Below are 23711 nucleotides of genomic sequence, written 5' to 3'. Positions count from 1 at the left end.
ACTATTGACGTTGGACAAGGTTGCCATACTCTCGCCATAATGATGATGGACACTGGTTCTTTAAGTCCTGCGAACGCGATATGGAGTCAGAATGGGTCAGGAAAAGCTGTATATAGAAAAAGAATTAAGCTGGTTATCCTTCAACGAGCGCGTTTTACAGGAAGCGGCCGATAAAACCAACCCGCTGATCGAACGTATGCGTTTTCTGGGGATCTATTCCAATAACCTTGATGAATTTTACAAGGTACGCTTTGCCGATCTGAAACGCCGCATCCTGATCGGTGAGGAGCAGGGTTCGCCGGGCCTGCCGCGCCATCTGCTGAAGAAAATTCAGCAGCGCGTGATGAAGTCGGAACAGGAATTCGATGGTCTCTATAACGAACTGCTGCTGGAGCTGGCGCGCAATCAAATCTTCTTGATTAACGAACGTCAGCTTTCCGCCAATCAGCAGGTGTGGCTGCGCCACTATTTCAAACATGAGTTACGCCAGCACATCACGCCGATTCTGATTAATCACGACACCGATCTCACCGAATTCCTGAAGGATGACTACACCTATCTGGCGGTAGAGATCATTCGCGGCGACGATATTCGCTATGCGCTGCTGGAGATCCCATCCGATAAGGTGCCGCGCTTCGTTAACCTGCCGGCTGAATCGCCGCGCCGCCGCAAGCCAATGATTCTGCTGGACAATATTCTGCGCTACTGTCTCGACGATATCTTTAAAGGCTTCTTCGATTACGATGCGCTGAACGCCTACTCGATGAAGATGACGCGCGACGCGGAATACGATCTGGTGACGGAGATGGAGTCGAGCCTGCTGGAGCTGATGTCCTCCAGCCTGAAGCAGCGACTGACCGCCGAGCCGGTGCGCTTCGTCTATCAGCGCGATATGCCGGACGCCATGGTGGAGCTGCTGCGGAATAAGCTGACCATCTCCAACTACGACTCTATCGTGCCAGGCGGCCGCTACCATAACTTCAAAGATTTTATCGGCTTCCCGGACGTCGGCAAAAGCAACCTGGTGAACCGGCCGCTGCCGCAGATCCGTCACATCGGCTTTGACGGCTTCCGCAACGGTTTCGACGCCATTCGCGACCGCGATATTCTGCTCTACTACCCCTACCACACCTTTGAGCATGTGCTGGAGCTACTGCGTCAGGCTTCCTTCGACCCAAGCGTGCTGGCGATTAAAATCAACATCTATCGCGTGGCGAAGCGCTCGCGCATCATGGATGCGATGATACACGCCGCCTATAACGGCAAAAAAGTTACCGTGGTGGTGGAGCTGCAGGCGCGCTTCGACGAAGAGGCCAATATTTCGTGGGCTAAGCGCTTAACCGAAGCGGGCGTGCACGTTATTTTCTCCGCACCGGGCCTGAAAATCCACGCCAAGCTGTTCCTGATCTCGCGCCGGGAAGGCGACGAAGTGGTGCGCTACGCCCATATCGGCACCGGCAACTTCAATGAGAAAACCGCGCGCCTCTATACCGACTACTCGCTGCTGACTGCCGATGCGCGCATCACCAATGAAGTGCGCCGGGTGTTTAACTTTATTGAGAACCCCTATCGCCCGGTAAGCTTCGAGCACCTGATGGTTTCGCCGCAAAACTCGCGCCAGATGCTCTATCAGCTGGTTGATGCGGAAATCGCCAATGCGCAGCAGGGTCGCCCGAGTGGGATTACGCTGAAAATTAACAACCTGGTGGATAACGGTCTGGTCGATCGCCTCTACGCGGCGTCGGGCGCTGGCGTGAAGGTAAATCTGCTGGTGCGCGGCATGTGCTCGCTGATCCCTGACTTGCCCGGCATCAGTGAAAATATCCGCGTGATCAGTATTGTTGACCGCTATCTTGAGCACGATCGCGTCTATATTTTCGAGAATGGCGGTGACAAAAAAGTCTTCCTTTCCTCCGCTGACTGGATGACGCGCAACATCGATCATCGCATCGAAGTGGCGGTATCGATCCTCGATCCACGCGTGAAGCAACGCATTCTGGACATTATCGCTATTCTGTTTAGTGATACGGTGAAAGCGCGTATCGTTGATAAAGAGTTGGGGAACCGCTATGTTCCGCGCGGCAATCGTCGTAAGGTCCGCTCTCAACTGGCGATTTATGATTACATCAAGAAACTGGAACAGCCTGAATAATCTATGCCCATTTCCCATAAAAGTACGCCGAGGCCGCAAGAGTTTGCGGCAATCGATCTCGGCTCAAACAGCTTTCATATGGTCATCGCGCGCGTGGTCGACGGCGCTATGCAGGTGCTTGGCCGTCTGAAGCAGCGCGTGCATCTGGCTGACGGTCTCGACAGCAAAAATCGCCTGAGCGAAGAGGCGATGGAGCGCGGGCTGAGCTGCCTGGCGCTGTTTGCCGAGCGGTTGCAGGGCTTTAGCCCCAGCAACGTCACCATTGTCGGCACGCACACGCTGCGTCAGGCGGTGAATGCGGAAGAGTTCCTGCAGCGCGCGGCCGAGGTGATCCCCTACCCTATCGAGGTGATATCCGGCCATGAAGAGGCGCGCCTGATTTTTATGGGCGTCGAACATACCCAGCCGGAAAAAGGCCGCAAGCTGGTGATCGACATCGGCGGCGGATCGACTGAACTGGTGATCGGCGAGAACTTCGAACCGCAGCTGGTTGAGAGCCGCCGCATGGGCTGCGTCAGTTTCGCCCAGCTCTACTTCCCAAACGGCGAGATAAGCCGCGAAAACTTCCGCCGCGCGCGTCTGGCGGCGACGCAGAAGCTGGAGACGCTGGCGTGGCAGTATCGCCTGCACGGCTGGCAGTACGCGCTGGGCGCATCGGGCACTATTAAAGCGGCGTGCGAAGTGCTGCTGGCGATGGGCGAGAAAGAGAAGATGATCACGCCCGAGCGGCTGGACAGGCTTTACGACGAGGTGATGAAGCATAAATCCTTCAGCGCGCTGAGCCTGCCGGGTCTTTCTGAAGAGCGTAAATCGGTATTCGTGCCGGGTCTGGCGATTATCTGCGGCGTGTTCGATGCGCTGGCGATCCGCGAGCTGCGCCTCTCGGACGGCGCGCTGCGCGAAGGCGTGCTTTACGAGATGGAGGGCCGCTTTCGCCATCAGGATATTCGCAGCCGAACGGCGCAGAGCCTGGCGAACCACTACGCGATTGATAACGACCAGGCACGTCGCGTGCTGGATACCACCGATCAGCTCTATCTGCAGTGGCGCGATCAAAATCCTAAGCTGGCGAACCCGCAGCTGGCGGCGCTGCTGAGGTGGGCGGCGATGCTGCATGAAGTGGGCCTCACCATCAACCACAGCGGCATGCAGCGCCACTCCGCCTATATCCTGCAAAACACCAATTTGCCTGGCTTTAACCAGGATCAGCAAACGCTACTGGCGGCGCTGGTACGCTTTCATCGCAAAGCCGTCAAGGTCGAGGATCTGCCGCGCGTGACGCTGTTTAAGAAAAAACAGTTTCTGCCGCTGCTGTTCCTGCTGCGCCTAGGCACCTTACTCAACAATCAGCGTCAGGCGACGACGCGTCCCGACTCGCTTAAGCTGACTACCGATGACGGCCACTGGACGCTGACGTTCCCGGCGGGCTATTTCAGCCAGAATAACCTGGTGCAGCTCGATCTGGAGCGTGAGCAGACCTACTGGACTGAGGTCACCGGCTGGAAGCTGATGCTGGAAGAAGAAGCCTGAGGAGATGGGCGCCTGCGCCCATCTGATAAAAGCGAACCATGATCAAAGAAAACTATTTTGCCGAAACCTATGGCCTGACGCCGACCCACTCTGAAGTGCTGGCGGCGCTGCCGCATCTGAATCCAGGCAAAGCGCTGGATCTCGGCTGCGGCAACGGCCGCAACAGCCTGTTTCTGAGTCAGAACGGCTTTGACGTCACCGCCTGGGATCACAATCCCGCCAGCCTGGCGCGTCTTGAGCAGATCGCCGCGCAGGAAGGGATTTCCACTATCCATACCGAGCAGCGCGATCTCAACCAGACGCGTTTTAACGGCGGCTACACTTTCGTGCTCTCCACCGTGGTGATGATGTTCCTGCAGCCGGAAACCATTCCGCAACTGATTGCCGATATGCAGGCGAGCACGGTAAGAGACGGGCATAACCTGATTGTCGCGGCGATGAGCACTGACGATTATCCCTGCCCGCTGGCGTTTCCCTTTACCTTTAAATCGGGCGAGCTGAGCCATTACTACCGCAACTGGCACATCCTGAAATATAACGAGCATGTCGGCCAGCTTCACAAGCGCGACGAGCAGGGCAACCGTATCAGCTGCCGCTTCGCCACGCTGCTGGCGCAAAAAGCCAGCCTGTAAAGCCGGGGCTGCGCACGCAGCCCTTTTAGCCTGCTCTTTTTTTAATCATTGATTGATTTTGACGCAGCAATATGACTAAATGTTGCCATCGCCCAACAGGGTCATTACAGGAAACAGCTCGCGTGAACAGCGCCATCCCTTCCCGAAGACGTGCCAAAACCAGTTCCTTTACCCGGATCGTTTTACTGATTAGCTTTATTATTCTCTTTAGCCGCCTGATTTTTATCCTGCCAGCCGCTTTTGAACATCATCAGCAGAAAAAAGCTGCGCCGGACGCCGCCCCGTTGAGCACCGCGATTCGCGACAGCCGCTAACCTTTTATCTCCTCTGCCTCTTCCCGCTAAACGCAGTCTAAACCGCGTCTTTTTTTGCGTCCTTTTGCGAGGCTAAACGCTACACTTCGTGCTGTAACTTTCAGACACAAAGGACTCGTTATGTCTGCCTCGCATACTCAACGTTTAAGTGAAATTCGTCATCGCATTCTGACGCTGCTGCTCAGTGAGCCAGATCTGGTGGACGCGCTGCTGGAGAAATCCGGCGATCGCAGCCCTGAACAGCAACGTGAAAATGCGACACATCAGGCTATCCTGGAGCAGGATATCGCTCAGCTGCACGCAGCGGATTTAGCCGATATTCTTGAAGCGCTGCCGGAAGAGGCGCGCCAGGCGCTGTGGCGGCTGGTCCCTGTCGCGAAACGCGGCCATGTGCTGGTAGAAGCGTCGGAAACCGTCTGGGCCAGCCTGACGGAAGAGATGAGCGACCGCGACATTCTGCGCGCCATCGAGCCGCTCGATATTGATGACCAGGTGTGGCTGGCGCGCTACCTGCCGCGCGATCTGACGGGGCGTCAGCTCGCCTCGCTGGAGCCAGGCCAGCGCGCGCGCGTGCTCAGCGTGGTCGATTTCGATCGCGATCGCGTCGGGCGCATTATGGATTTCAATATCCTGACGGTACGCGCCGACGTCACGCTGGCAACGGTGCAGCGCTATTTGCGCCACCGAAAAAGCATGCCGAACGGCACAGACAAGATTTTCATTACCGACGATAACAATCTGCTGCTGGGCGAGCTCTCACTGACCGATATTCTGCTCAACAAGCCGAAAAAACGCGTCGAGGAGGTGATGAACACCTCGCCCACCACCTTCCAGCTCAACGACAAGGCCGAAGACGCAGCAGGCGCTTTTGAGCGCTATAACCTTATCTCCGCCGCGGTCATCGACGCTAAAGGCAAGCTGATCGGACGCGTCACCATTGAGGACGTGGTCGACCTGGTCAACGAAGAGAATGAGAGCAATATTCGCCGCATGGGCGGCATCAGTCAGGAAGAGGATGTGTTCGCGCCGGTGCGCAAAGCGGTGCGCCGCCGCTGGGCCTGGCTGGCGATCAATCTCTGTACCGCCTTTATCGCGTCGCGCGTTATCGGTTTGTTTGAAGATACCATCTCGCAGCTGGTGGCACTGGCGACGCTGATGCCGATTGTCGCTGGCATCGGCGGCAACACCGGCAACCAGACCATTACCATGATTGTGCGCGCGCTGGCGCTGCATCAGGTCGAGCCGGGCAACTTCTCGTTTCTGATTGCGCGCGAGCTGGGCGTGGCGCTGCTTAACGGCCTGTTCTGGGGCGGCACCATGGGGCTGATCACCTGGCTGATGTATGACAATCTGGAACTGGGCGGCGTCATGATGCTGGCGATGGTGCTGAATTTGCTGCTGGCGGCGCTAATGGGCGTTTTGATCCCGCTGATTATGACCAAACTGAAGCGCGACCCGGCAGTGGGCTCCAGCGTACTGATTACCGCCATTACCGATACCGGCGGCTTCTTTATTTTCCTTGGTCTGGCGACGCTGTTTCTGCTGCATCACTGATTGCCGACGTCAGCGGCAGCGGCGAGGCAGTGTGCATAGCGCTGCATCGCCTGCTGCAGGTTGAGCCGCAGCGTTACCTGCGCCAGATCGCGCGTCCCGGCTGGAATAGCGTAGCTGCCGCGCTGCTCCAGCCATTCCAGCACGTCCGCCAGGTGCCAGAGCGCGGTTTTGCCGTCGTGTACCGGCGGTGGAAAATGTGGGCTGTGGTTCAGCATCAGCTTGCGCATATTCTGGCGGGAAACGCCGATAATGTCGGCCACGTCGGTCAGGCCGACAAAGTCGGGCGCCGCCTCGATAAGCTGCGCGTCCGGCACCGCGCTCTGCACGTCCTCGATAGCGCTCAGCACCGCCCGCTTTGCGCTGGAGGCGTCACGCGTAAACTCCAGCGCCATTTTTCCCGGCACCCCTAGCCCTGGCAGCGCATCGTCGCAGCCCGCGTCGATGAGCCGCTGGAGCAGCTGCTCTTCCGGCAAAAGCGGTTTTGGCAGCTGAAAACGCAGCGTAAAGACATATTCCATGTTGGCTCCTTAATGCAGTTTGCGCACCGCAATGCACTTGTCGACCACCCGCCGCAGCGCACGCGCATGGTTAAAGGCACTGCGCGGCGTGCTCCAGATGATGCTGATGCAAAACTCTCCGCAGCGGCATGCCGCCGAATGCATAGGGCAATACATTTTGCCCCAGCCATGGTGTGCCATCGTCACTATCTGCCATCCGTAGGCTTCGGCATGACGCAGCGCCGCCTCAATCTCTTTGTCTGGATGCCGTCTTCTTTCCATTTTGTCTGCACCTTACGCCAAATTCACCAGGTTGTCAATCGACAACTACGACAACCAATTCTGCCTGAGCAGCAGGATGCCTCAAACTCTTTTACAGAGGGGAATTGCATGGAAAATTATGGAAGAGGCGCCGCAAAAAATGTTATGCAGAGGCGTGTGCCGCGCCCTACACTTCCTTAAAACCCAAGGAGAAAAGCATGTTTAAACCCGATGATTTTGTGCAGTCTAAAACCGGCGGCCCGAAGATGCTGGTGCTGCGCGTGGAAGGCGAAACGTTGTGGTGCGCGCGCGTCGATGACGCCACGAAAAAAGAGATCGAGGTAAAGGCGGACAGCGTCAACCTCTACCATGAAGAGGGCGATTTCGGCGTTTGCTGACGCCTGCGCCGGGCGTTAGCCCGGCGGGTTATCCTGCTGCACATTGTCGCCGCCGATGCCGCCAATAAACGGCAGACGCAGGCGCAGCGGCGTAAAATCCACGCCCATATTCAGACCCAGCACATTCAGCTCAAAGCCCTCCTCCGCGCCGAGCGTCACGCCGGCGACGCCCAGAACGGAAACCTGAATGCCGCGCCCGGAAGGCGGCAGGCCAACCGGACGCCACAGCGGCCGATAATCTTTGCCGAGCGCGTTAGCGGGCATATCGAGTTTCAGTGCCGGCACTTCACGTCCGATATGGGCGAGAAAGGTGTTGCTGTTCGGTCCCGGCCAGGCGTGATAGGTATTCGGCCAGGGATAGGAGCGGATCGCCGCCTCGATGCGCGGGATCATCGCCTGCGCCGCCTCGCCGCGATGCTCCACCAGCAGACGCGGTTTCGCCCCATACCAGTAGCCGTCTGGCAGATTGCTGTTGCGCCGCACTTTATCGCCGCTGCCCCAGCTAATCACTTCATAGCGGCTGTAGCGCATCTCGCCTGCACGCTTGAAGATAATCCACGGATGCACCGCCACCGCCCCTTTCCAGCCGTAGGTGGGCGCGGCGTAGACCTGCACGATTGCCTGCGAAGCAAAACGCTGCGGATCGGGCGCCATGCCGGCGGAGTCGCGTCGCGCCGACCACCAGCCGCCCTGCCCGCCGGAGAGGTCGCCGTGGCGGGTCGCCTGCGCCAGGCTGGCGCCCAGCGACAGCAGGATCACCAGCAGAATGCAAAGGCTCACAGCCTTGAGTGGCAGCATAGATATGTCCTGGAGTGAACAGCGGAAAGAAAATCGCCAGCCTCTCTGACGACAGGCTGGCGAGGAATTAATCAACGCGCTTCAGTGTAAGCGGAAAGGTTATTCCCACTCAATGGTCGCCGGCGGCTTGCCGCTGATATCGTATACCACGCGGGAGATACCGTTGACTTCGTTGATGATGCGGTTAGAGACGCGGCCGAGGAAATCATACGGCAGATGCGCCCAGTGCGCGGTCATAAAGTCGATGGTCTCGACGGCGCGCAGCGAAACAACCCAGTCATATTTACGACCGTCGCCCATCACGCCCACGGAGCGCACCGGCAGGAAGACGGTGAACGCCTGGCTCACTTTGTTATAGAGATCCGCTTTGCGCAGCTCTTCAATAAAGATCGCATCGGCGCGACGCAGCAGATCGCAATACTCTTTCTTCACTTCGCCCAGCACGCGCACACCGAGGCCTGGGCCCGGGAACGGATGGCGATAGAGCATATCGTACGGCAGCCCCAGCTCCAGGCCGATCTTACGCACTTCATCTTTGAACAGCTCTTTCAGCGGCTCGACCAGGCCCAGCTTCATCTCTTTCGGCAGGCCGCCCACGTTGTGGTGGGATTTGATCACGTGCGCTTTGCCGGTCGCAGAGGCGGCGGACTCGATCACGTCTGGATAGATGGTGCCCTGCGCCAGCCATTTCACGTCGGTCAGCTTGCTCGCCTCTTCGTCGAACACTTCAACGAATACGCGGCCGATGATTTTACGCTTGGCTTCCGGATCGTTTTCGCCCGCCAGCGCGTCGAGGAAGCGCGCCTCCGCCGGAACGTGAACGATATTGAGGCCGAAGTGATCGCCGAACATATCCAGCACCTGCTCAGCCTCGTTCAGACGCAGCAGACCGTTGTCGACGAAGACGCAGATCAGACGATCGCCGATGGCGCGGTGCAGCAGCATTGCGGTCACGGAGGAGTCCACGCCACCCGACAGGCCGAGAATGACTTTATCGTTGCCGATTTGCTCACGCAGACGTTCGACCGCATCTTCGATAATTTTGGCCGGCGTCCACAGCGCTTCGCATTCGCAGATGTCGAGCACGAAACGCTCCAGCATGCGCAGACCCTGGCGCGTATGCGTGACTTCCGGATGGAACTGCACGCCGTAGAAACGCTTCTCTTCGTTCGCCATGATGGCGAACGGACAGGTTTCGGTGCTGGCGACGGTGACGAAGTCGGACGGAATCGCGGTCACTTTATCGCCGTGGCTCATCCAGACGTCGAGCAGCGGTTTGCCTGCGGCGCTGATGGCGTCTTCGATGTCACGGATCAGCGCGCTCGGGGTCAGCACTTCCACCTGCGCATAACCGAACTCGCGCTCGTTAGAACCTTCGACTTTGCCGCCCAGCTGCATCGCCATGGTCTGCATGCCGTAGCAGACGCCGAGCACCGGTACGCCTGCGTTAAAGACATACTCCGGCGCGCGCGGGCTGTTGAGTTCGGTGGTGCTTTCCGGGCCGCCGGAAAGGATGATGCCGTTCGGGTTGAACTGGCGGATCTGCTCTTCGGTGACATCCCATGCCCAGAGTTCGCAGTACACGCCCAGCTCGCGGACGCGGCGCGCGACCAGCTGCGTGTATTGAGAACCAAAATCGAGAATCAGAATGCGATGCTTATGAATATTTTCCGTCGTCATTGAGGCGTTTCCAGAGCGGGTAACTTGATAATGAAAGCGCCCGGCTGATGCCGGGCGATAAATCTCAGGGGATCAGGATCCCATACGGTAGTTCGGTGACTCTTTGGTGATAGTCACATCGTGCACGTGGCTTTCGTTGATGCCGGCGCCGCTGATGCGGACGAACTCCGCTTTGGTGCGCAGATCGTCGATAGTCTGGCAGCCAGTCAGGCCCATACAGGAGCGCAGGCCGCCCATCTGCTGGTGAACGATCTCTTTCAGGCGGCCTTTATAGGCAACGCGGCCTTCGATGCCTTCCGGCACCAGTTTGTCAGCGGCGTTATCGCTCTGGAAATAGCGGTCGGATGAGCCTTTGGACATCGCGCCCAGCGACCCCATGCCGCGGTAGGATTTGAAAGCGCGGCCCTGATAGAGCTCGATTTCACCCGGCGACTCTTCCGTACCGGCCAGCATGGAGCCAACCATGACGGCAGCTGCGCCCGCGGCGATCGCTTTGGCGATGTCGCCGGAGAAACGGATACCGCCGTCGGCGATAACCGGGATGCCGGTGCCTTCCAGCGCTTCGACCGCGTCGGAAACGGCAGTGATCTGCGGCACACCTACGCCGGTGACGATACGGGTCGTACAGATAGAGCCCGGACCGATGCCGACTTTCACCGCGCTTACGCCCGCTTCCGCCAGTGCCCGTGCGCCTGCGCCGGTCGCGACGTTGCCGCCGATGATCTCCAAATCAGGATATTTTGCGCGGGTCTCGCGGATGCGCTGCAGCACGCCTTCTGAGTGACCGTGCGATGAGTCGATCAGCAGCACGTCAACGCCCGCGGCGACCAGCGCGTCAACGCGCTCTTCATTGCCCGCGCCTGCGCCCACTGCCGCGCCAACGCGCAGACGGCCCTGCGCATCTTTACAGGCGTTCGGCTTACGTTCTGCTTTCTGGAAGTCTTTAACGGTGATCATGCCAAGCAGATGGAAGCTGTCGTCCACCACCAGCGCTTTCTCGACGCGTTTTTCGTGCATTCTCTGCAGCACGACGTCACGCGCCTCACCCTCTTTCACCGTGACCAGACGTTCTTTCGGCGTCATAACGGCGGTAACCGGCTGCGCCAGGTCGGTAACGAAGCGCACGTCACGTCCGGTGATGATGCCGACCAGCTCGTTGCTTTCATTCACGACTGGATAGCCCGCAAAGCCGTTGCGCTCGGTCAGGGCTTTGACTTCCGCCAGCGTCGTGGTCGGCAGGACGGTTTGCGGTTCGGTTACCACGCCGCTTTCATGCTTCTTCACCTTGCGAACTTCATCCGCCTGGCGCTCAATTGACATGTTTTTGTGTATAAAGCCCAGACCGCCTTCCTGCGCCAGCGCAATAGCCAGTCCCGCTTCGGTTACGGTGTCCATAGCGGCGGAGAGCATTGGGATGTTGAGACGAATGTTTTTCGTCAGCTGAGTGCTGAGATCGGCCGTGTTAGGCAGAACAGTGGAGTGAGCAGGAACGAGCAGAACGTCGTCGAAAGTAAGAGCTTCTTTAGCGATTCTTAGCATGGCAATATCTCAACCTGGGGTGAATGAGAACAGATAAAATATTGCCGCGGCATTATACAGGCCGTAATCGTTTGCCTCCAGCATTATTTTAGAAAAAGTCTTGATCCTCGCCAGCAGCCATGTAGTATCGGTTAATTAACCCTCTGATTTACTATTTGATCTCCATCACATGTCGCTACCCCCGATCGCCAATGTTTTTACCGTCAGCCGCCTGAATACGACGGTGCGTCAGCTTCTGGAACAGGAGATGGGCTCGGTGTGGCTGAGCGCGGAGATCTCCAACTTTTCTCAGCCCGCCTCGGGCCACTGGTACTTCACGCTGAAGGATGACGGCGCGCAGGTGCGCTGCGCGATGTTCCGCAATAGCAACCGCCGTGTCACCTTCCGTCCGCAGCACGGCCAGCAAATCCTGGTGCGCGCCACCATCACGCTTTATGAGCCGCGCGGCGACTATCAGCTGATTATCGAAAGCATGCATCCGGCGGGCGAAGGGGCGCTGCAGCAGCAGTTCGAGCTGCTTAAGGCGAAGCTGACGAGCGAAGGGCTGTTCGACCAGCAGCATAAACAGCCGCTGCCCGAGCCGGCGAAACAGGTCGGCGTGATCACCTCTGCGACCGGCGCGGCACTGCATGATGTGCTGCGCGTGCTGCACCGCCGCGATCCTTCGCTGCCGGTGATTATCTATCCTACACCGGTCCAGGGCGCCGACGCGCCGGCCGCTATCGTGCGCGCGATTGAGCTGGCGAACCAGCGCGCAGAGTGCGACGTGCTGATCGTCGGCCGCGGCGGCGGCTCGCTGGAAGATCTCTGGAGCTTCAACGAAGAGCGCGTCGCGCGCGCTATTTTCGCCAGCCGTATTCCGGTGGTGAGCGCCGTCGGCCATGAAACTGACGTCACCATCGCTGATTTCGTCGCCGACCTGCGTGCGCCGACGCCGTCCGCCGCAGCTGAAATCGTGAGCAGAAATCAGACGGAACTGCTGCGACAGTTGCTCTCACAGCAACAACGGCTGGAAATGGCGATGGATTACTATCTGGCGCAGCAACAGCGTCGCTTCTCCCGTCTCGATCATCGCCTGCAGCAGCAGCATCCGCAGCTTCGCCTGGCGCGTCAGCAGACCGCCCTGTTCCGCCTGCAGCAGCGGCTCAACGAGGCGATGGAAAACCGGCTACGTCAGAGCCTGCGGCAGCAGGATCGGCTTTCTCAGCGTCTTGCCGCGCATCAGCCGCAGCCGCGGCTGTTTCAGGCACAGCGCCAGCTGGAGCAGATGCGCTATCGCCTGCAGCAGAGCATGGAGAAGATGCTTAACCGCGACAGACAGCGCTTCGCAACCCTTGCCGCGCAGCTGGAAGGCGTCAGCCCGCTGGCGACGCTGGCGCGCGGCTTCAGCGTGACGACCGATAGCAGCGGCCAGGTGGTGAAAAAAACCGCCCAGCTGCAGAGCGGCGATACCCTGCGCACGCGTCTCGACGATGGCTGGGTGGAAAGCCAGGTGACCAGCCTGCTGCCGGAAAAAAAACGCCGCCGTAAAACCGCTTCCTGAACAAAGACTATACTTTTTGGCACATTACTTGTGCCAAGGAGTCGGGTATGTCTTACAGCGTTATCCCCCCCTATATCTTGCGTAACATTGTGACCCACGGTTCCAGCCATCAACAGGACTATGCGCGCCGCACGCTGATGCACGTTCAGCATCTGATGGCGGAGAACTGGCAAAAGCCGGTCGCGCCGCAGACGGCGACGGGCGGCCATGTCGAGCGCGAAATCTTTGACGCGAAAAACACGCAGAACCTGCCGGGCGAGCTGCTGCGCAGCGAAGGTCAGCCTGACACCGGCGATGTCGCCGCCCGGGAAGCCTGGGATTATCTTGGCGTAACCTATGATTTCTTCTGGCAAACCTATCAGCGCAACTCCCTCGACAATCAGGGGCTGAAGCTACTCGGCACCGTCCACTACGGCAAGGCGTACCAAAACGCCTTCTGGAACGGACAGCAGATGGTGTTCGGCGACGGCGACGGCGAAATCTTTAACCGCTTTACTATCGCCATCGACGTGGTAGCGCACGAGCTGGCGCACGGCGTGACCGAGACGGAAGCCGGATTGATCTATTTCGAACAGGCGGGCGCGCTAAACGAGTCGCTCTCAGACGTCTTCGGCTCGCTGGTTAAGCAGTTCCATCTGAAGCAGAGCGCGGACAAAGCTGACTGGATTATCGGCGAAGGCCTGCTGGCGAGCGGTATTAACGGACGCGGGCTGCGCTCGATGGCGGAGCCGGGCACCGCCTATGACGATCCGATGCTGGGCAAGGATCCGCAGCCTGCGCATATGGATCACTATATCAAGACGCGTGAAGACAACGGCGGCGTGCATCTGAATTCCGGCATACCCAACCGCGCCTTTTACCTGGCGGCGAAAGCGCTGGGCGGCTATGCCTGGGAGCAAGCGGGTCAGGCCTGGTACGACACGGTGTGCGACAAATCGCTGCCGCAGGACGCCGATTTCAGCACCTTCGCGCAGCTGACCATTCAGCACGGCGAAAGCCGCTTTAATCGTTCAGTGGCGCAGTCGATCGAACAGGCGTGGAAGGAGGTTGGCGTGCTATGAGTTCTCTTCCCGAGCTGACCGACGACGCGGTGATTGAAGTCGAGCGCGAAGGCGGACTGGCCTTTATTCCCGGCCTGCGCGGCGCGCGGCGTTTCGCGCTGGCTCAGCTGCCGCAGCCGCAAAAGCAGCGCGTCTGTCAGGTTCTGGAACAGGCGCTGCCGCTGGGCGAACCTGAAGATAAAGCGCCAGAGATCGGGCGTAGCGATCAGCGCTACTTCCGCATTCAGATCAGCTACGCCACGCACCGCGAAGTCGGCACTATCGTCTTGTTGATTCCGGAGCAGGTCGCGCCGCCGGAGCTGGAAGCGCTCTGGCGCGACGGCGACGAGCCGACGCAATAAAAAAGGCCGCCGCAGAGAGGGCGGCCTTATGAAGGCGCTTCAGGCCTGTCCAGTCAACAGCCGGTAAAGGCGGGGATCATTCCCCGCCTTCCGGTTGCTACTTACCAGATTCGTAAGCCATCGAAGCAGCCACCTCGCGCTGGTTGTCCCGGTAGCGGATTTCACACAGCGATTTCCGCGTCAGCCAGGTAAAGATTAAAAGTGTGAGACACACCAGTAATACGCAACAAACCAGCGTTAGCTGTGGCAATTTCATGGTTACTCCTCCTTGCGCAGAGCGCGGTAAGAGGCTACCCTGCTGTTGTTGGGACAGTGGGCAGCCTCGTGGGTTAATGAAAATTAACTACGGGGCTTTCTCTTTTCTGCCTCACAACCAGCTTGCCGATCGCTTAAGGCAGAAACCTCAAGCGCCGCCGCGATTATACTCGTTCCTCCCCCCTGCCCAACCGCCGTGCCGCGACTTAGCGACCTGCTTCCCAAACGCTTTTTGCAATTGCCGCCACGCTTACACTTTATTGTGCGCCAAATAAAAAACCCCACGCCGGAGCGCAGGGTTTTGTAAATAACGCTTCGCCGTTACGGCAGCGCGTAGGCAATAACGTAATCGCCGCGATCCGGCGACTGACGCGCGCCGCCTGCGGAGATCAAGATGTACTGTTTACCGTTTTTCGGCGAAACATAGCTGATAGGACCGCCCTGGCTACCGACAGGCAGACGGGCTTTCCATACCTCTTTACCCGTAGAGCTGTCGAAGGCGCGCAGATAGTAGTCCTGCGTACCGGCGATAAACACCAGTCCGCCCTGCGTTGCCAGCGTACCGCCCAGCGTCGGCATGCCGATCGGCATCTGCGCGTGCATTTTAATCCCGAATGGACCGGTATCCTGCACCGTGCCGACCGGCACCTGCCAGACGATTTTACGCGTCTTCATATCGATGGCCGACAGCGTGCCGAACGGCGGCGCCTGGCAAGGAATGCCCAGCGGCGACATAAAGCGGTTTTTGTTAACCGCGTACGGCGTGCCTTTCAGCGGCACCGCGCCCATGCCGGTATTGATCGCTTCGCCGCCGTTGCTGCCGCGGGAGATGTTGCTGGTATCTGCCGGGATCATCTGCACCCACAGGCCGAGACGCATATCGTTGACGAACATGTACTGGTTGTTCGGATCGAACGACATGCTGCCCCAGTTCATGCCGCCGAGCGAGCCCGGGAAACTGAGCGACTTGTCGGTATCCGGCACGGTGAAGAGGCCGTTGTAACGCATCGATTTAAAGGCGATGCGGCACGCCAGCTGATCGAACGGCGTTGCGCCCCACATGTCGGACTCGGTCAGCGTCTGGTTGCCAATCTGCGGCATCTCGGTCGAATGCGGCTGCGTTTTCGTATACTGCTCGTTCGGGATATGGCCCTGCGGCATCGGCAGCTCTTCGACTTTTGTCAGCGGCTTGCCGGTTTCGCGATCCAGCACGAAGATCATGCCGGTTTTCCCGCCGATAACTACCGCCGGTTTGGTGGTGCCATCCTTCATCGGGAAATCGACCAGGCTCGGCTGCATCGGCAGGTCGAAGTCCCACAGATCGTTATGCACGGTCTGGTAGACCCACTTCTCTTTGCCCGTGGTCGCATCCAGCGCCAGCACGGAGGCGCCATATTTATGGTCCAGTTCGGTGCGGTTTGCGCCCCACAGATCCACTGAGGAGCTGCCCATCGGGATGAATACCGTGTTCATCGCCGGATCGTATGACATCGGCGCCCAGGAGTTCGGGGTGCTGCGTTTGTAATCCTGGCCCGGCATCAGCACGGCGTTCGGATCGACATTGCCTGGGTCAAACGCCCAGCGCTGTTTGCCGGTGATCACATCGAAACCGCGCAGCACGCCGCCCGGCATATCTGTCTGGACGTTATCCGCGACGCGTCCGCCCACCACCACTGTAGTGCCTGCCAGCGTCGGCGCTGACGTCAGCTGATATTTCGGATCCTGCGCTTCGCCCAGCCCCTCTTTCAAATTGACCACGCCATGGTCGCCGAAGTTTTCGCAGAACTCGCCGTTGTCGGCGTTAATCGCAATCAGACGCGCGTCGATGGTGTTCATCAGAATACGACGCTGGCAGGTATCCCCTGCCGCCAGGCTAACTGCTGGTACCGGCGTCGAGCCAGGCTTGCTCGGCTGAGTCAGCGGTTTGGTGGCGTCAAAGTAGGCCAGACCGCGGCAGCGCGGCCAGACTTCCACTTTCGCGTTGATTTCGCGTTTCCAGATCTGCTTGCCGCTGTCCGCTTCCACCGCAATCACGTTGTTGTGCGGCGTACAGAGGTAGATCGTGTTGCCAATCTGCAGCGGCGTTTGCTGATCTTCCGCTCCGTTGCCGGTCGGGCTGATCGGCGTATCGCCAGTGTGGAAGGTCCAGGCTACTTTGAGATCTTTTACGTTATCGCGCGTGATCTGGTCGATAGCGGCAAAGCGGTCGCCGCCCGGCGTGCGGCCATAGTTATTCCAGTCCTGCTGCGGCTTGCTCTTATCGACCGGGATCAGCGGCAGCGCTTTGCCGGTAAAGGCCACGGTGGGATGCGGCTGGAACATCTGCACCAGCGTGCCGACCATACCGACAGCGATCACCGCTGACAGCACGTAAGAGACCTTCGCCAGCGAGGATTTACCTTCGCGCTTGCGCAGCGCAGGCCAGGTCAGAAATGCCAGCAGCATCAGACCCGACGGCACCATCAGGCGCGATACCAGCGGCCAGAAAGACCAGCCCGCGTCCGCCAGCGCCCAAATCAGCGTGCCGACGAAGACCAATATAAACAGCACGACGGCGGAGGACTTGCGACGGACGAACTGGATTGCCGACAGCAGCATCACGATGCCTGCAATCAGGAAATACCAGCTACCGCCCAGCGCGACCAGCTTGCCGCCGCCAATTGCAAAGAACAGGCCGATGGCCAGCAGCACCAGCCCCAGCAAAATCGACCAGATACCCAACCCTTTGCCGGATCGGGAGGATGTTTCAGCCATAACACTTACTCTCCTGAAAAAATAAAGCCACCGCGCCTCAGCCTTCTGAAGCGTGACGACATCTGATGCGTCGGATATCGCTTTATTTTGATGCGTAATGGTACGGACCTGTGTCCGGGATGCAGGCATTGTGAGCAAGGTGACAATGAGGTGTGGTCGCGCCCGTCACAATACGGGGCGGGATTGTACCATCTGGTACATTGTGAGGTGAACATTTATAACGGGCTGTATACGCAGCAATAGCATTTTTGCTACAAACTTAGGGTTAACACGTGCCCAGGCACAGGCCTGACGTTAAGCGTAGAAGTAACCCAATGCGTAAATGGCGCGCCGTCTGTTTGCCGCCGCCGAAAACAACAAAGGGACCTTTCGGTCCCTTCGGTTTAACGCTTGTTCTTCTTCAGATGCGAAAGCAGGCGCTTACGCTTGCGCTGCTGCGTCGGCGTCAGAAGGTTGCGTTTGCCCGCAAAGGGGTTATCCCCCTCTTTGAACTGAATGCGAATCGGCGTGCCCATCACGTTAAGCGAACGACGGAAGTAGTTCATCAGATAGCGCTTGTAGGAGTCGGGCAAATCTTTCACCTGGTTGCCGTGGATCACCACGATCGGCGGGTTGTAACCGCCGGCATGCGCATACTTTAGCTTCACGCGACGACCACGCACCAGCGGCGGCTGATGGTCTTCGGCGGCCATGTTCATGATGCGCGTCAGCATAGAGGTGTTAACGCGTTTGGTTGAGCAGTCGTAGGCTTCGGTAACCGATTCGAACAGGTTGCCAACGCCGCTGCCGTGCAGCGCGGAGATAAAGTGCACGCGAGCAAAGTCGATAAAGCCGAGACGATAGTCCAGCGTCTCTTTGACCTCGTCTTTAATTTCCTGCGTCAGCCCGTCCCACTTGTTCACCACGATCACCAGCGAACGACCGCTGTTGAGAATAAAGCCAAGCAGCGACAGATCCTGATCGGAGATGCCTTCGCGCGCGTCGATCACCAGCAATACGACGTTGGCATCTTCAATCGCCTGCAGGGTTTTAATGACCGAGAATTTCTCTACCGTATCGGTGATTTTGCCGCGCTTACGCACGCCCGCGGTATCAATCAGGATATATTCCCGGTCGTCGCGCTGCATTGGAATATAGATGCTGTCGCGCGTGGTGCCCGGCATATCGTAAACCACCACGCGATCTTCGCCGAGAATACGGTTGGTCAGCGTCGATTTGCCGACGTTAGGACGACCGACGATAGCCAGCTTAATCGGCAGACCGGTCGGATCGAACGCCTCTTCTTCCTCTTCTTCCGGCGCTTCGCCGCTCTCTTGCGCCGCCAGCGCCGCCCAGTAGGCTTCGTTCTCGTCCTCTTCCGTCACTTCGCGCGGATCGACTTCGTCCATCCACGGCAGCAAAGCGGTTTCCAGCAGGCTGGTTACGCCGCGACCGTGCGATGCCGCGATAGCATGGATCTCACCCAGACCCAGCGAGTAGAAGTCGACAACCGCTGAATCGGGATCGAGGCCGTCGGTTTTGTTCGCCACCAGGAACGTCGGTTTCTGGCGCGAGCGAATATGGTTAGCGATCTGCTTGTCTGCCGGCATCACGCCCGCGCGCGCATCGACCATAAACAGCACCACGTCCGCCTCTTCAATCGCCAGCAGCGACTGTTCAGCCATACGCGTTTCGACGCCCTCTTCAGTGCCGTCGATACCGCCAGTATCAATAACAATAAATTCGCGCCCTTCCACTTCGGCGCGACCATATTTGCGATCGCGTGTCAGTCCAGGAAAATCCGCCACCAGCGCATCACGAGTGCGCGTTAAGCGGTTAAACAGCGTGGATTTCCCCACATTGGGACGCCCAACCAGCGCGACCACAGGTATCATAACAGTGCCTCAATAAAAAAATTAATCGCCCGAATGGCGTGATTATAACGGTTTTAACCGCCGGGTTCAGGCTGAAGGCGCTAAGAATATCATGCCTGACTAAAAACGAAACGGCTCCTGACGCGTCAGGAGCCGTTAAACGGAAAGCAAATCCGGTGGCGCGTTAACGCGTAATCGCGTAAACCTCGCCGCCCTTAGCCTGAATGATCAGCTTGTCGCTGGCAACAACCGGCTCGCTCTGGAAGCCATCGCTGTCGACTTTCTGCTGCGCCACGAAACGACCGTCCGAAGTATTAATCCAGTGCAGATAGCCTTCGCTGTCGCCTACCACCAGATAGCCGTTATAGAGCACCGGCGCAGTCAGGTTGCGGTGCAGCAGATCGCTTTGACGCCAGATGGCAACGCCGCCGTCAGCGTTCAGCGCGATTACGCGGTCATCCTGATCCACCAGATAGATGCGGCCAGCATCGACAATCAGATCTTTCACGCCGCCGATTTCACGCTTCCACAGGATTTGGCCGGAGCGCAGGTCGAGCGCGGTCAGATTGCCGTTATACGCCAGCGCGTAAACCACGCCATTGACGATAACCGGCGTCGTATCGACGTCGTTCAGGCGATCGATTTCGGTCGCGCCGCTCGGCTGGGAGATACGCTGCTGCCAGATAAGCTGGCCCTGATTCATAATAACCGCGCTAACGCGGCCGTTATCGCCGCCGACGATTGCGCCGCCGAACGCGGTCGCGGGTGCAGATTCGCCGCGCAGCGACAGCGCAGGCATGTCGAGGTTAACGCTCCACTTCACTACGCCGCTGTTTTGATCCAGCCCCTGCAACATGCCGTTGCTGGTATGCACAAGCACCAGGCCGTCGCTCACCACCGGACGCGACAGCGCTTCGCCAGCGACTTTGGTCTGCCAGGCGATGCTGCCGTCGCTGCTGTTCAGAGCGAACAGCTGGCCGCGCTCGCTGCCGATATAAATGTGCTCGCCCGCTGCGGTCACGCCGCCAGAGAGCAGGGCCGAAATATTTTTCGAGAAGAAGCCGGTTTTCTCAGAGAGATCGACTTTCCATTTTTCTTTGCCGTTGGAGGCGTCCAGCGCTTTGACTACGCCGAAACGATCCGCCGCAAATACGGTATTGTCCTGCCAGGCCGGATGCAGGTTAGAGTAGAAATCGCCAATGCCGTCACCGACCGACGTGCTCCACACTTCCTGGGGAGTAAACTGGTTTTCCACCTTTGGCAGCGGGGCCATTTTCACTACATCTTCTTCGCCGCTGAACAGCGAACAACCGCTGAGCAGAGTGACTGAAATCAGTCCTGGCAGCAGGTATTTACGTAATTCCATGCGCTCTCTCTTGACTGGCTTAGCTTAAGTTATTCATCTTCATCTGCATCATTTGCTTCAGCGCCGGAGAAGCGTCTGACTCGACGCCTTTGCTCCACGCATCGCGCGCGCCCTGCTTGTCGCCTTTGCTCAGCAGCGCTTCGCCGCGAATATCCGCCACAATGGCTGTCCAGCCATCGCCCTTGACAGCATCGAGGGTTTTAAGGGCGGCATCCGCCTGATTTTGTTGCAGTTGAATGCGCGCCAGCCGCAGGTTGATAACCGCCTGCAGATTGGCATCTTTGGTATTCTTCAGACCGTTTTCCAGCAGGGAAGACGCTTTATCGAGCTGGTTGGCGTCGACATACTGCTTAGCCGCATCCAGCGCCGCCAGCGCGCCGTAGGTATTGCTGTTTTCGCTGACGAATTTCGCTACCGTATCCAGCGTGGCTGGCCGATCGGCTTTCATGGCGCTGGTCACTTGCTGATACTGGGCCGAAAGCGCTTTTGACGAGCCCTCTTCATGGCTGGCCCAGTAGCGCCAGCCGCCAAGCGCGGCAATACCGATAATCACGCCGACCGCCAGCGCCTTGCCGTTACTGGCAAAAAAGCGACGTAGCGCGTCAACCTGCTCGTTTTCGTTGCTATAAACTTCCACGCGATCCCTCTCCTTTCTCTGGTTGGTGCCGTGCCACGCTTACTTCAGCAGCGTGCGCAATGCAGCAGCAGCCTCTGTCTGCGCCAGCGTTTGCTGATCGCCGCTGCGCAGATCTTTAACCACAACCTGACCGGCCTTCACTTCGTCCTCGCCGACTACCAGCGCGACGCGAGCGCCCCACTTGTCGGCGCGAGCAAACTGCTTCTTAAAGTTGCCGCCGCCAAAGTTGGTCATCAGCTTCAGTTCCGGCGCCTCATCGCGCAGTTTTTCCGCCAGCTGCATCGCAGCGGACTGAACGCCCTGGCCCGAAGCGATAACATAGACATCAACAACGCGCGTCGGTTCAAATTCAGGATTTACCGCCTGCACCAGCAGCACCAGGCGCTCCAGGCCCATGGCGAAACCGACCGCTGGCGTAGCACGGCCGCCCAGCTGCTCGACCAGACCGTCGTAGCGGCCGCCGCCGCACACCGTGCCCTGCGCGCCGAGGCTCTCGGTCACCCATTCGAAAACGGTGCGGTTGTAGTAGTCGAGGCCGCGCACCAGGCGCTGGTTGATGCGATAGGCGATACCGGCATCATCCAGCAGGGCGCACAGCCCCTGGAAATGCTGGCGCGATTCGTCGTCGAGATGATCCATCAGCTGCGGCGCGTCGTTAAGCAGCGTCTGCACGTCGGGATTTTTGCTGTCGAGCACGCGCAGCGGATTGGTGTACATGCGGCGCTTGCTGTCTTCATCCAGCGTCTCTTTGTGCAGCTCGAGGAACGCCACCAGCGCTTCGCGGTAGTTGGCGCGTGCCTCCAGTGACCCGATGGAGTTGAGCTCCAGACGCACGTGGTCGGCGATGCCCAATACCTTCCACCAGCGGGCCGTCAGCATAATCAGCTCGGCGTCCACGTCCGGCCCCTGCAGGCCAAACACCTCAGCGCCCAGCTGGTGGAACTGACGGTAGCGTCCTTTCTGCGGACGCTCGTAGCGGAACATGGGTCCCATGTACCACAGACGCTGCTCCTGATTGTAGAGCAGGCCATGTTCGATGCCGGCGCGCACGCAGCCTGCGGTGCCTTCGGGACGCAGCGTCAGGCTTTCACCGTTGCGGTCGTCAAAGGTGTACATCTCTTTTTCGACCACATCGGTGACTTCGCCGATGGCGCGTTTAAACAGCGGAGTCTGCTCGACGATCGGCATGCGAATTTCGCTGTAGCCGTAGCTGGCCAGCACCTGCTTGAGCGACCCTTCGATGCGTTGCCAGAGAGCCGTATCCGCCGGCAGGTAGTCGTTCATGCCGCGGATAGCTTGAATATTCTTCGCCACGTTAAAATCTCTTAATGCAAAAAAACCTGTCCGGCATCATACCTTATGAGGATGAAACCGCACAGGTTCATTGAACAAAGTCGCGATGGCTGCGCCGACGCTTAGTTTTCCAGCTGCTGAACGTTGATGCGACGATTTTCGTCCAGCATGGTCGCTTTGGCGCGGATGCGCGCTTCCAGCTGGTCGATCATATCGTCGTTGTCGAGACGATCGCGCTGGCGTACGCCATCTTCATAGAAGCCGCTTTTCTTGTTGCCGCCGGTGACGCCCAGCGTCGATACCGTTGCTTCGCCAGGACCGTTCACCACGCAGCCGATAATCGAGACGTCCATCGGCGTAATGATATCTTCCAGCCGCTGTTCAAGCGCGTTAACCGTGCCGATAACGTCGAACTCCTGACGCGAACAGGTCGGGCAGGCGATAAAGTTGATGCCGCGCGCGCGAATGCGCAGCGACTTCAGAATGTCGAAGCCGACCTTCACCTCTTCGATCGGATCGGCCGCCAGCGAAATACGCAGCGTATCGCCGATCCCTTCTGAGAGCAGCAGCCCCAGGCCGATCGCCGATTTCACCGCGCCGGCGCGCGCGCCGCCCGCTTCGGTAATGCCGAGGTGCAGCGGCTGGTCGATCTGCTTCGCCAGCAGGCGATAAGATTCGACGGCCAGGAAGACGTCTGACGCTTTGACGCTCACTTTGAACTGATCGAAGTTAAGACGATCGAGATGATCGACGTGGCGCATCGCCGACTCCAGCAGCGCCTGCGGCGTCGGCTCACCGTACTTCTCCTGCAGATCTTTTTCCAGCGAGCCAGCATTCACGCCGATACGGATCGGAATATTGTGGTCGCGCGCGCAGTCCACCACCTGGCGGATACGCTCATTATTGCCGATGTTGCCTGGGTTGATACGCAGACAGTCGACGCCATATTCGGCGACTTTCAGCGCGATGCGGTAGTCAAAATGGATATCGGCTACCAGCGGCACGTTAACGCGCTGCTTGATGAGCTTAAAGGCTTCGGCGGCATCCATGGTCGGCACGGAGACGCGGACGATATCGACGCCGACGCGCTCAAGCGCTTTGATCTGATTGACCGTCGCCTCTACGTCGGTTGTGCGGGTATTGGTCATCGACTGGACGGCGATAGGCGCGCCGTCGCCGACAGGCACCTTGCCGACATAAATCCGGGTCGATTTACGACGGATAATGGGTGCTTCGTTATGCATATTCTTTCT

General features: G+C 58.6%; 21 protein-coding genes. 9 read left to right on the top strand and 12 right to left on the bottom strand.

What is annotated here, in order from left to right; translation table 11 throughout:
- Positions 1 to 91: 91 nt before the first annotated feature.
- The 5 genes from ppk1 to mgtE all read left to right on the top strand — a co-directional run bounded on the left by ppk1 (position 92) and on the right by mgtE (position 6182).
- The gene (ppk1, locus tag Q9R34_RS15505; RefSeq protein ID WP_434125642.1) at positions 92 to 2152 is read left to right on the top strand and encodes a polyphosphate kinase 1; all 2061 of its coding nucleotides are present in this window, start codon (positions 92 to 94) and stop codon (positions 2150 to 2152) included.
- A 3-nt stretch (positions 2153 to 2155) separates the two neighbouring features.
- Positions 2156 to 3682: an exopolyphosphatase gene (gene ppx / locus Q9R34_RS15500; RefSeq protein ID WP_434125641.1), complete on the top strand. Its 1527-nt coding sequence runs from the start codon at positions 2156 to 2158 to the stop codon at positions 3680 to 3682.
- Between the two features lie 38 nt (positions 3683 to 3720).
- The gene (gene tehB, locus Q9R34_RS15495) at positions 3721 to 4314 is read left to right on the top strand and encodes a tellurite resistance methyltransferase TehB (protein ID WP_485894828.1); all 594 of its coding nucleotides are present in this window, start codon (positions 3721 to 3723) and stop codon (positions 4312 to 4314) included.
- A gap of 122 nt (positions 4315 to 4436) precedes the next feature.
- Positions 4437 to 4628: a YfgG family protein gene (locus tag Q9R34_RS15490; protein WP_033753871.1), complete on the top strand. Its 192-nt coding sequence runs from the start codon at positions 4437 to 4439 to the stop codon at positions 4626 to 4628.
- A gap of 120 nt (positions 4629 to 4748) precedes the next feature.
- Positions 4749 to 6182, top strand: a complete 1434-nt coding sequence (gene mgtE, locus Q9R34_RS15485) for a magnesium transporter (protein ID WP_485894826.1) — start codon at positions 4749 to 4751, stop codon at positions 6180 to 6182.
- On the opposite strand, the gene Q9R34_RS15480 is transcribed toward mgtE, so the two are convergent.
- Positions 6176 to 6700: a helix-turn-helix transcriptional regulator gene (locus tag Q9R34_RS15480; protein WP_485894825.1), complete on the bottom strand. Its 525-nt coding sequence runs from the start codon at positions 6698 to 6700 to the stop codon at positions 6176 to 6178. The two genes, mgtE and Q9R34_RS15480, sit on opposite strands and share 7 nt — an antisense overlap.
- 9 nt (positions 6701 to 6709) lie before the next feature.
- Positions 6710 to 6961: a hypothetical protein gene (locus tag Q9R34_RS15475; RefSeq protein WP_434125634.1), complete on the bottom strand. Its 252-nt coding sequence runs from the start codon at positions 6959 to 6961 to the stop codon at positions 6710 to 6712.
- 197 nt (positions 6962 to 7158) lie between these two features.
- Between Q9R34_RS15475 and Q9R34_RS15470 the strand changes: the two genes are divergently transcribed.
- Positions 7159 to 7338 carry a hypothetical protein gene (locus Q9R34_RS15470; protein ID WP_033753879.1) on the top strand — a complete coding sequence of 60 codons (180 nt, stop codon included), beginning with the start codon at positions 7159 to 7161 and terminating at the stop codon, positions 7336 to 7338.
- A 15-nt stretch (positions 7339 to 7353) separates the two neighbouring features.
- On the opposite strand, the gene Q9R34_RS15465 is transcribed toward Q9R34_RS15470, so the two are convergent.
- The 3 genes from Q9R34_RS15465 to guaB all read right to left on the bottom strand — a co-directional run bounded on the left by Q9R34_RS15465 (position 7354) and on the right by guaB (position 11355).
- Positions 7354 to 8136 (bottom strand): DUF3750 domain-containing protein, encoded by a 783-nt coding sequence (locus Q9R34_RS15465; protein WP_485894823.1) that lies wholly within the window; start codon positions 8134 to 8136, stop codon positions 7354 to 7356.
- A gap of 99 nt (positions 8137 to 8235) precedes the next feature.
- The gene (guaA, locus tag Q9R34_RS15460; RefSeq protein WP_033753883.1) at positions 8236 to 9816 is read right to left on the bottom strand and encodes a glutamine-hydrolyzing GMP synthase; all 1581 of its coding nucleotides are present in this window, start codon (positions 9814 to 9816) and stop codon (positions 8236 to 8238) included.
- A 72-nt stretch (positions 9817 to 9888) separates the two neighbouring features.
- Positions 9889 to 11355 carry an IMP dehydrogenase gene (gene guaB, locus Q9R34_RS15455; RefSeq protein ID WP_434125631.1) on the bottom strand — a complete coding sequence of 489 codons (1467 nt, stop codon included), beginning with the start codon at positions 11353 to 11355 and terminating at the stop codon, positions 9889 to 9891.
- A 169-nt stretch (positions 11356 to 11524) separates the two neighbouring features.
- Here guaB and xseA point away from each other — a divergent pair, with 169 nt between their 5' ends.
- Genes xseA through Q9R34_RS15440 form a run of 3 tightly spaced genes read left to right on the top strand, consistent with a single transcriptional unit; the run spans position 11525 to position 14300 of the window.
- Positions 11525 to 12898, top strand: coding sequence for an exodeoxyribonuclease VII large subunit (xseA, locus tag Q9R34_RS15450; RefSeq protein ID WP_434125629.1), 1374 nt, complete (start codon positions 11525 to 11527; stop codon positions 12896 to 12898).
- Between the two features lie 47 nt (positions 12899 to 12945).
- Positions 12946 to 13959 carry a M4 family metallopeptidase gene (locus Q9R34_RS15445; RefSeq protein ID WP_485894819.1) on the top strand — a complete coding sequence of 338 codons (1014 nt, stop codon included), beginning with the start codon at positions 12946 to 12948 and terminating at the stop codon, positions 13957 to 13959.
- On the top strand, positions 13956 to 14300 hold the full coding sequence (locus tag Q9R34_RS15440) for a protealysin inhibitor emfourin (RefSeq protein ID WP_434125626.1): 345 nt from the start codon (positions 13956 to 13958) through the stop codon (positions 14298 to 14300). Before Q9R34_RS15445 ends, Q9R34_RS15440 begins: the two co-directional genes overlap by 4 nt.
- Positions 14301 to 14397: 97 nt before the next feature.
- Here Q9R34_RS15440 and Q9R34_RS15435 read toward each other — a convergent pair whose 3' ends face one another.
- The 7 genes from Q9R34_RS15435 to ispG all read right to left on the bottom strand — a co-directional run bounded on the left by Q9R34_RS15435 (position 14398) and on the right by ispG (position 23702).
- Entirely contained in the window at positions 14398 to 14556 is a 159-nt protein-coding gene (locus Q9R34_RS15435) for a type I toxin-antitoxin system Hok family toxin (RefSeq protein WP_081141507.1), read from the bottom strand.
- A 320-nt stretch (positions 14557 to 14876) separates the two neighbouring features.
- Positions 14877 to 17309, bottom strand: a complete 2433-nt coding sequence (locus tag Q9R34_RS15430) for a glucose/quinate/shikimate family membrane-bound PQQ-dependent dehydrogenase (protein ID WP_485894817.1) — start codon at positions 17307 to 17309, stop codon at positions 14877 to 14879.
- A gap of 383 nt (positions 17310 to 17692) precedes the next feature.
- Positions 17693 to 19183 carry a ribosome biogenesis GTPase Der gene (gene der / locus Q9R34_RS15425; RefSeq protein WP_485894815.1) on the bottom strand — a complete coding sequence of 497 codons (1491 nt, stop codon included), beginning with the start codon at positions 19181 to 19183 and terminating at the stop codon, positions 17693 to 17695.
- A 163-nt stretch (positions 19184 to 19346) separates the two neighbouring features.
- Entirely contained in the window at positions 19347 to 20528 is a 1182-nt protein-coding gene (gene bamB, locus Q9R34_RS15420; RefSeq protein WP_434125620.1) for an outer membrane protein assembly factor BamB, read from the bottom strand.
- Between the two features lie 19 nt (positions 20529 to 20547).
- On the bottom strand, positions 20548 to 21165 hold the full coding sequence (locus tag Q9R34_RS15415) for a YfgM family protein (RefSeq protein WP_434125619.1): 618 nt from the start codon (positions 21163 to 21165) through the stop codon (positions 20548 to 20550).
- 39 nt (positions 21166 to 21204) lie between these two features.
- Complete coding sequence (hisS, locus tag Q9R34_RS15410; RefSeq protein ID WP_485894812.1) at positions 21205 to 22479, bottom strand: histidine--tRNA ligase; 1275 nt, start codon at positions 22477 to 22479, stop codon at positions 21205 to 21207.
- A 101-nt stretch (positions 22480 to 22580) separates the two neighbouring features.
- Positions 22581 to 23702 (bottom strand): flavodoxin-dependent (E)-4-hydroxy-3-methylbut-2-enyl-diphosphate synthase, encoded by a 1122-nt coding sequence (gene ispG, locus Q9R34_RS15405; protein WP_434125617.1) that lies wholly within the window; start codon positions 23700 to 23702, stop codon positions 22581 to 22583.
- Between the last annotated feature and the right edge of the window lie 9 nt (positions 23703 to 23711).

It is taken from the genome of Enterobacter sp. BRE11 (assembly GCF_031844285.1).
Taxonomy (GTDB): Bacteria; Pseudomonadota; Gammaproteobacteria; order Enterobacterales; family Enterobacteriaceae; genus Pantoea.
This window is presented reverse-complemented; position numbering and strand designations above follow the sequence as displayed.

Bases quoted from the DNA above. Each gene is read 5' to 3' on its own strand.
- ppk1 (WP_434125642.1), top strand. From the start codon at position 92: ATGGGTCAGGAAAAGCTGTATATAGAAAAAGAATTAAGCTGGTTATCC.
- ppx (WP_434125641.1), top strand. From the start codon at position 2,156: ATGCCCATTTCCCATAAAAGTACGCCGAGGCCGCAAGAGTTTGCGGCA.
- tehB (WP_485894828.1), top strand. From the start codon at position 3,721: ATGATCAAAGAAAACTATTTTGCCGAAACCTATGGCCTGACGCCGACC.
- mgtE (WP_485894826.1), top strand. From the start codon at position 4,749: ATGTCTGCCTCGCATACTCAACGTTTAAGTGAAATTCGTCATCGCATT.
- Q9R34_RS15480 (WP_485894825.1), bottom strand. From the start codon at position 6,700: ATGGAATATGTCTTTACGCTGCGTTTTCAGCTGCCAAAACCGCTTTTG.
- Q9R34_RS15475 (WP_434125634.1), bottom strand. From the start codon at position 6,961: ATGGAAAGAAGACGGCATCCAGACAAAGAGATTGAGGCGGCGCTGCGT.
- Q9R34_RS15470 (WP_033753879.1), top strand. From the start codon at position 7,159: ATGTTTAAACCCGATGATTTTGTGCAGTCTAAAACCGGCGGCCCGAAG.
- Q9R34_RS15465 (WP_485894823.1), bottom strand. From the start codon at position 8,136: ATGCTGCCACTCAAGGCTGTGAGCCTTTGCATTCTGCTGGTGATCCTG.
- guaA (WP_033753883.1), bottom strand. From the start codon at position 9,816: ATGACGACGGAAAATATTCATAAGCATCGCATTCTGATTCTCGATTTT.
- guaB (WP_434125631.1), bottom strand. From the start codon at position 11,355: ATGCTAAGAATCGCTAAAGAAGCTCTTACTTTCGACGACGTTCTGCTC.
- xseA (WP_434125629.1), top strand. From the start codon at position 11,525: ATGTCGCTACCCCCGATCGCCAATGTTTTTACCGTCAGCCGCCTGAAT.
- Q9R34_RS15445 (WP_485894819.1), top strand. From the start codon at position 12,946: ATGTCTTACAGCGTTATCCCCCCCTATATCTTGCGTAACATTGTGACC.
- Q9R34_RS15440 (WP_434125626.1), top strand. From the start codon at position 13,956: ATGAGTTCTCTTCCCGAGCTGACCGACGACGCGGTGATTGAAGTCGAG.
- Q9R34_RS15435 (WP_081141507.1), bottom strand. From the start codon at position 14,556: ATGAAATTGCCACAGCTAACGCTGGTTTGTTGCGTATTACTGGTGTGT.
- Q9R34_RS15430 (WP_485894817.1), bottom strand. From the start codon at position 17,309: ATGGCTGAAACATCCTCCCGATCCGGCAAAGGGTTGGGTATCTGGTCG.
- der (WP_485894815.1), bottom strand. From the start codon at position 19,183: ATGATACCTGTGGTCGCGCTGGTTGGGCGTCCCAATGTGGGGAAATCC.
- bamB (WP_434125620.1), bottom strand. From the start codon at position 20,528: ATGGAATTACGTAAATACCTGCTGCCAGGACTGATTTCAGTCACTCTG.
- ispG (WP_434125617.1), bottom strand. From the start codon at position 23,702: ATGCATAACGAAGCACCCATTATCCGTCGTAAATCGACCCGGATTTAT.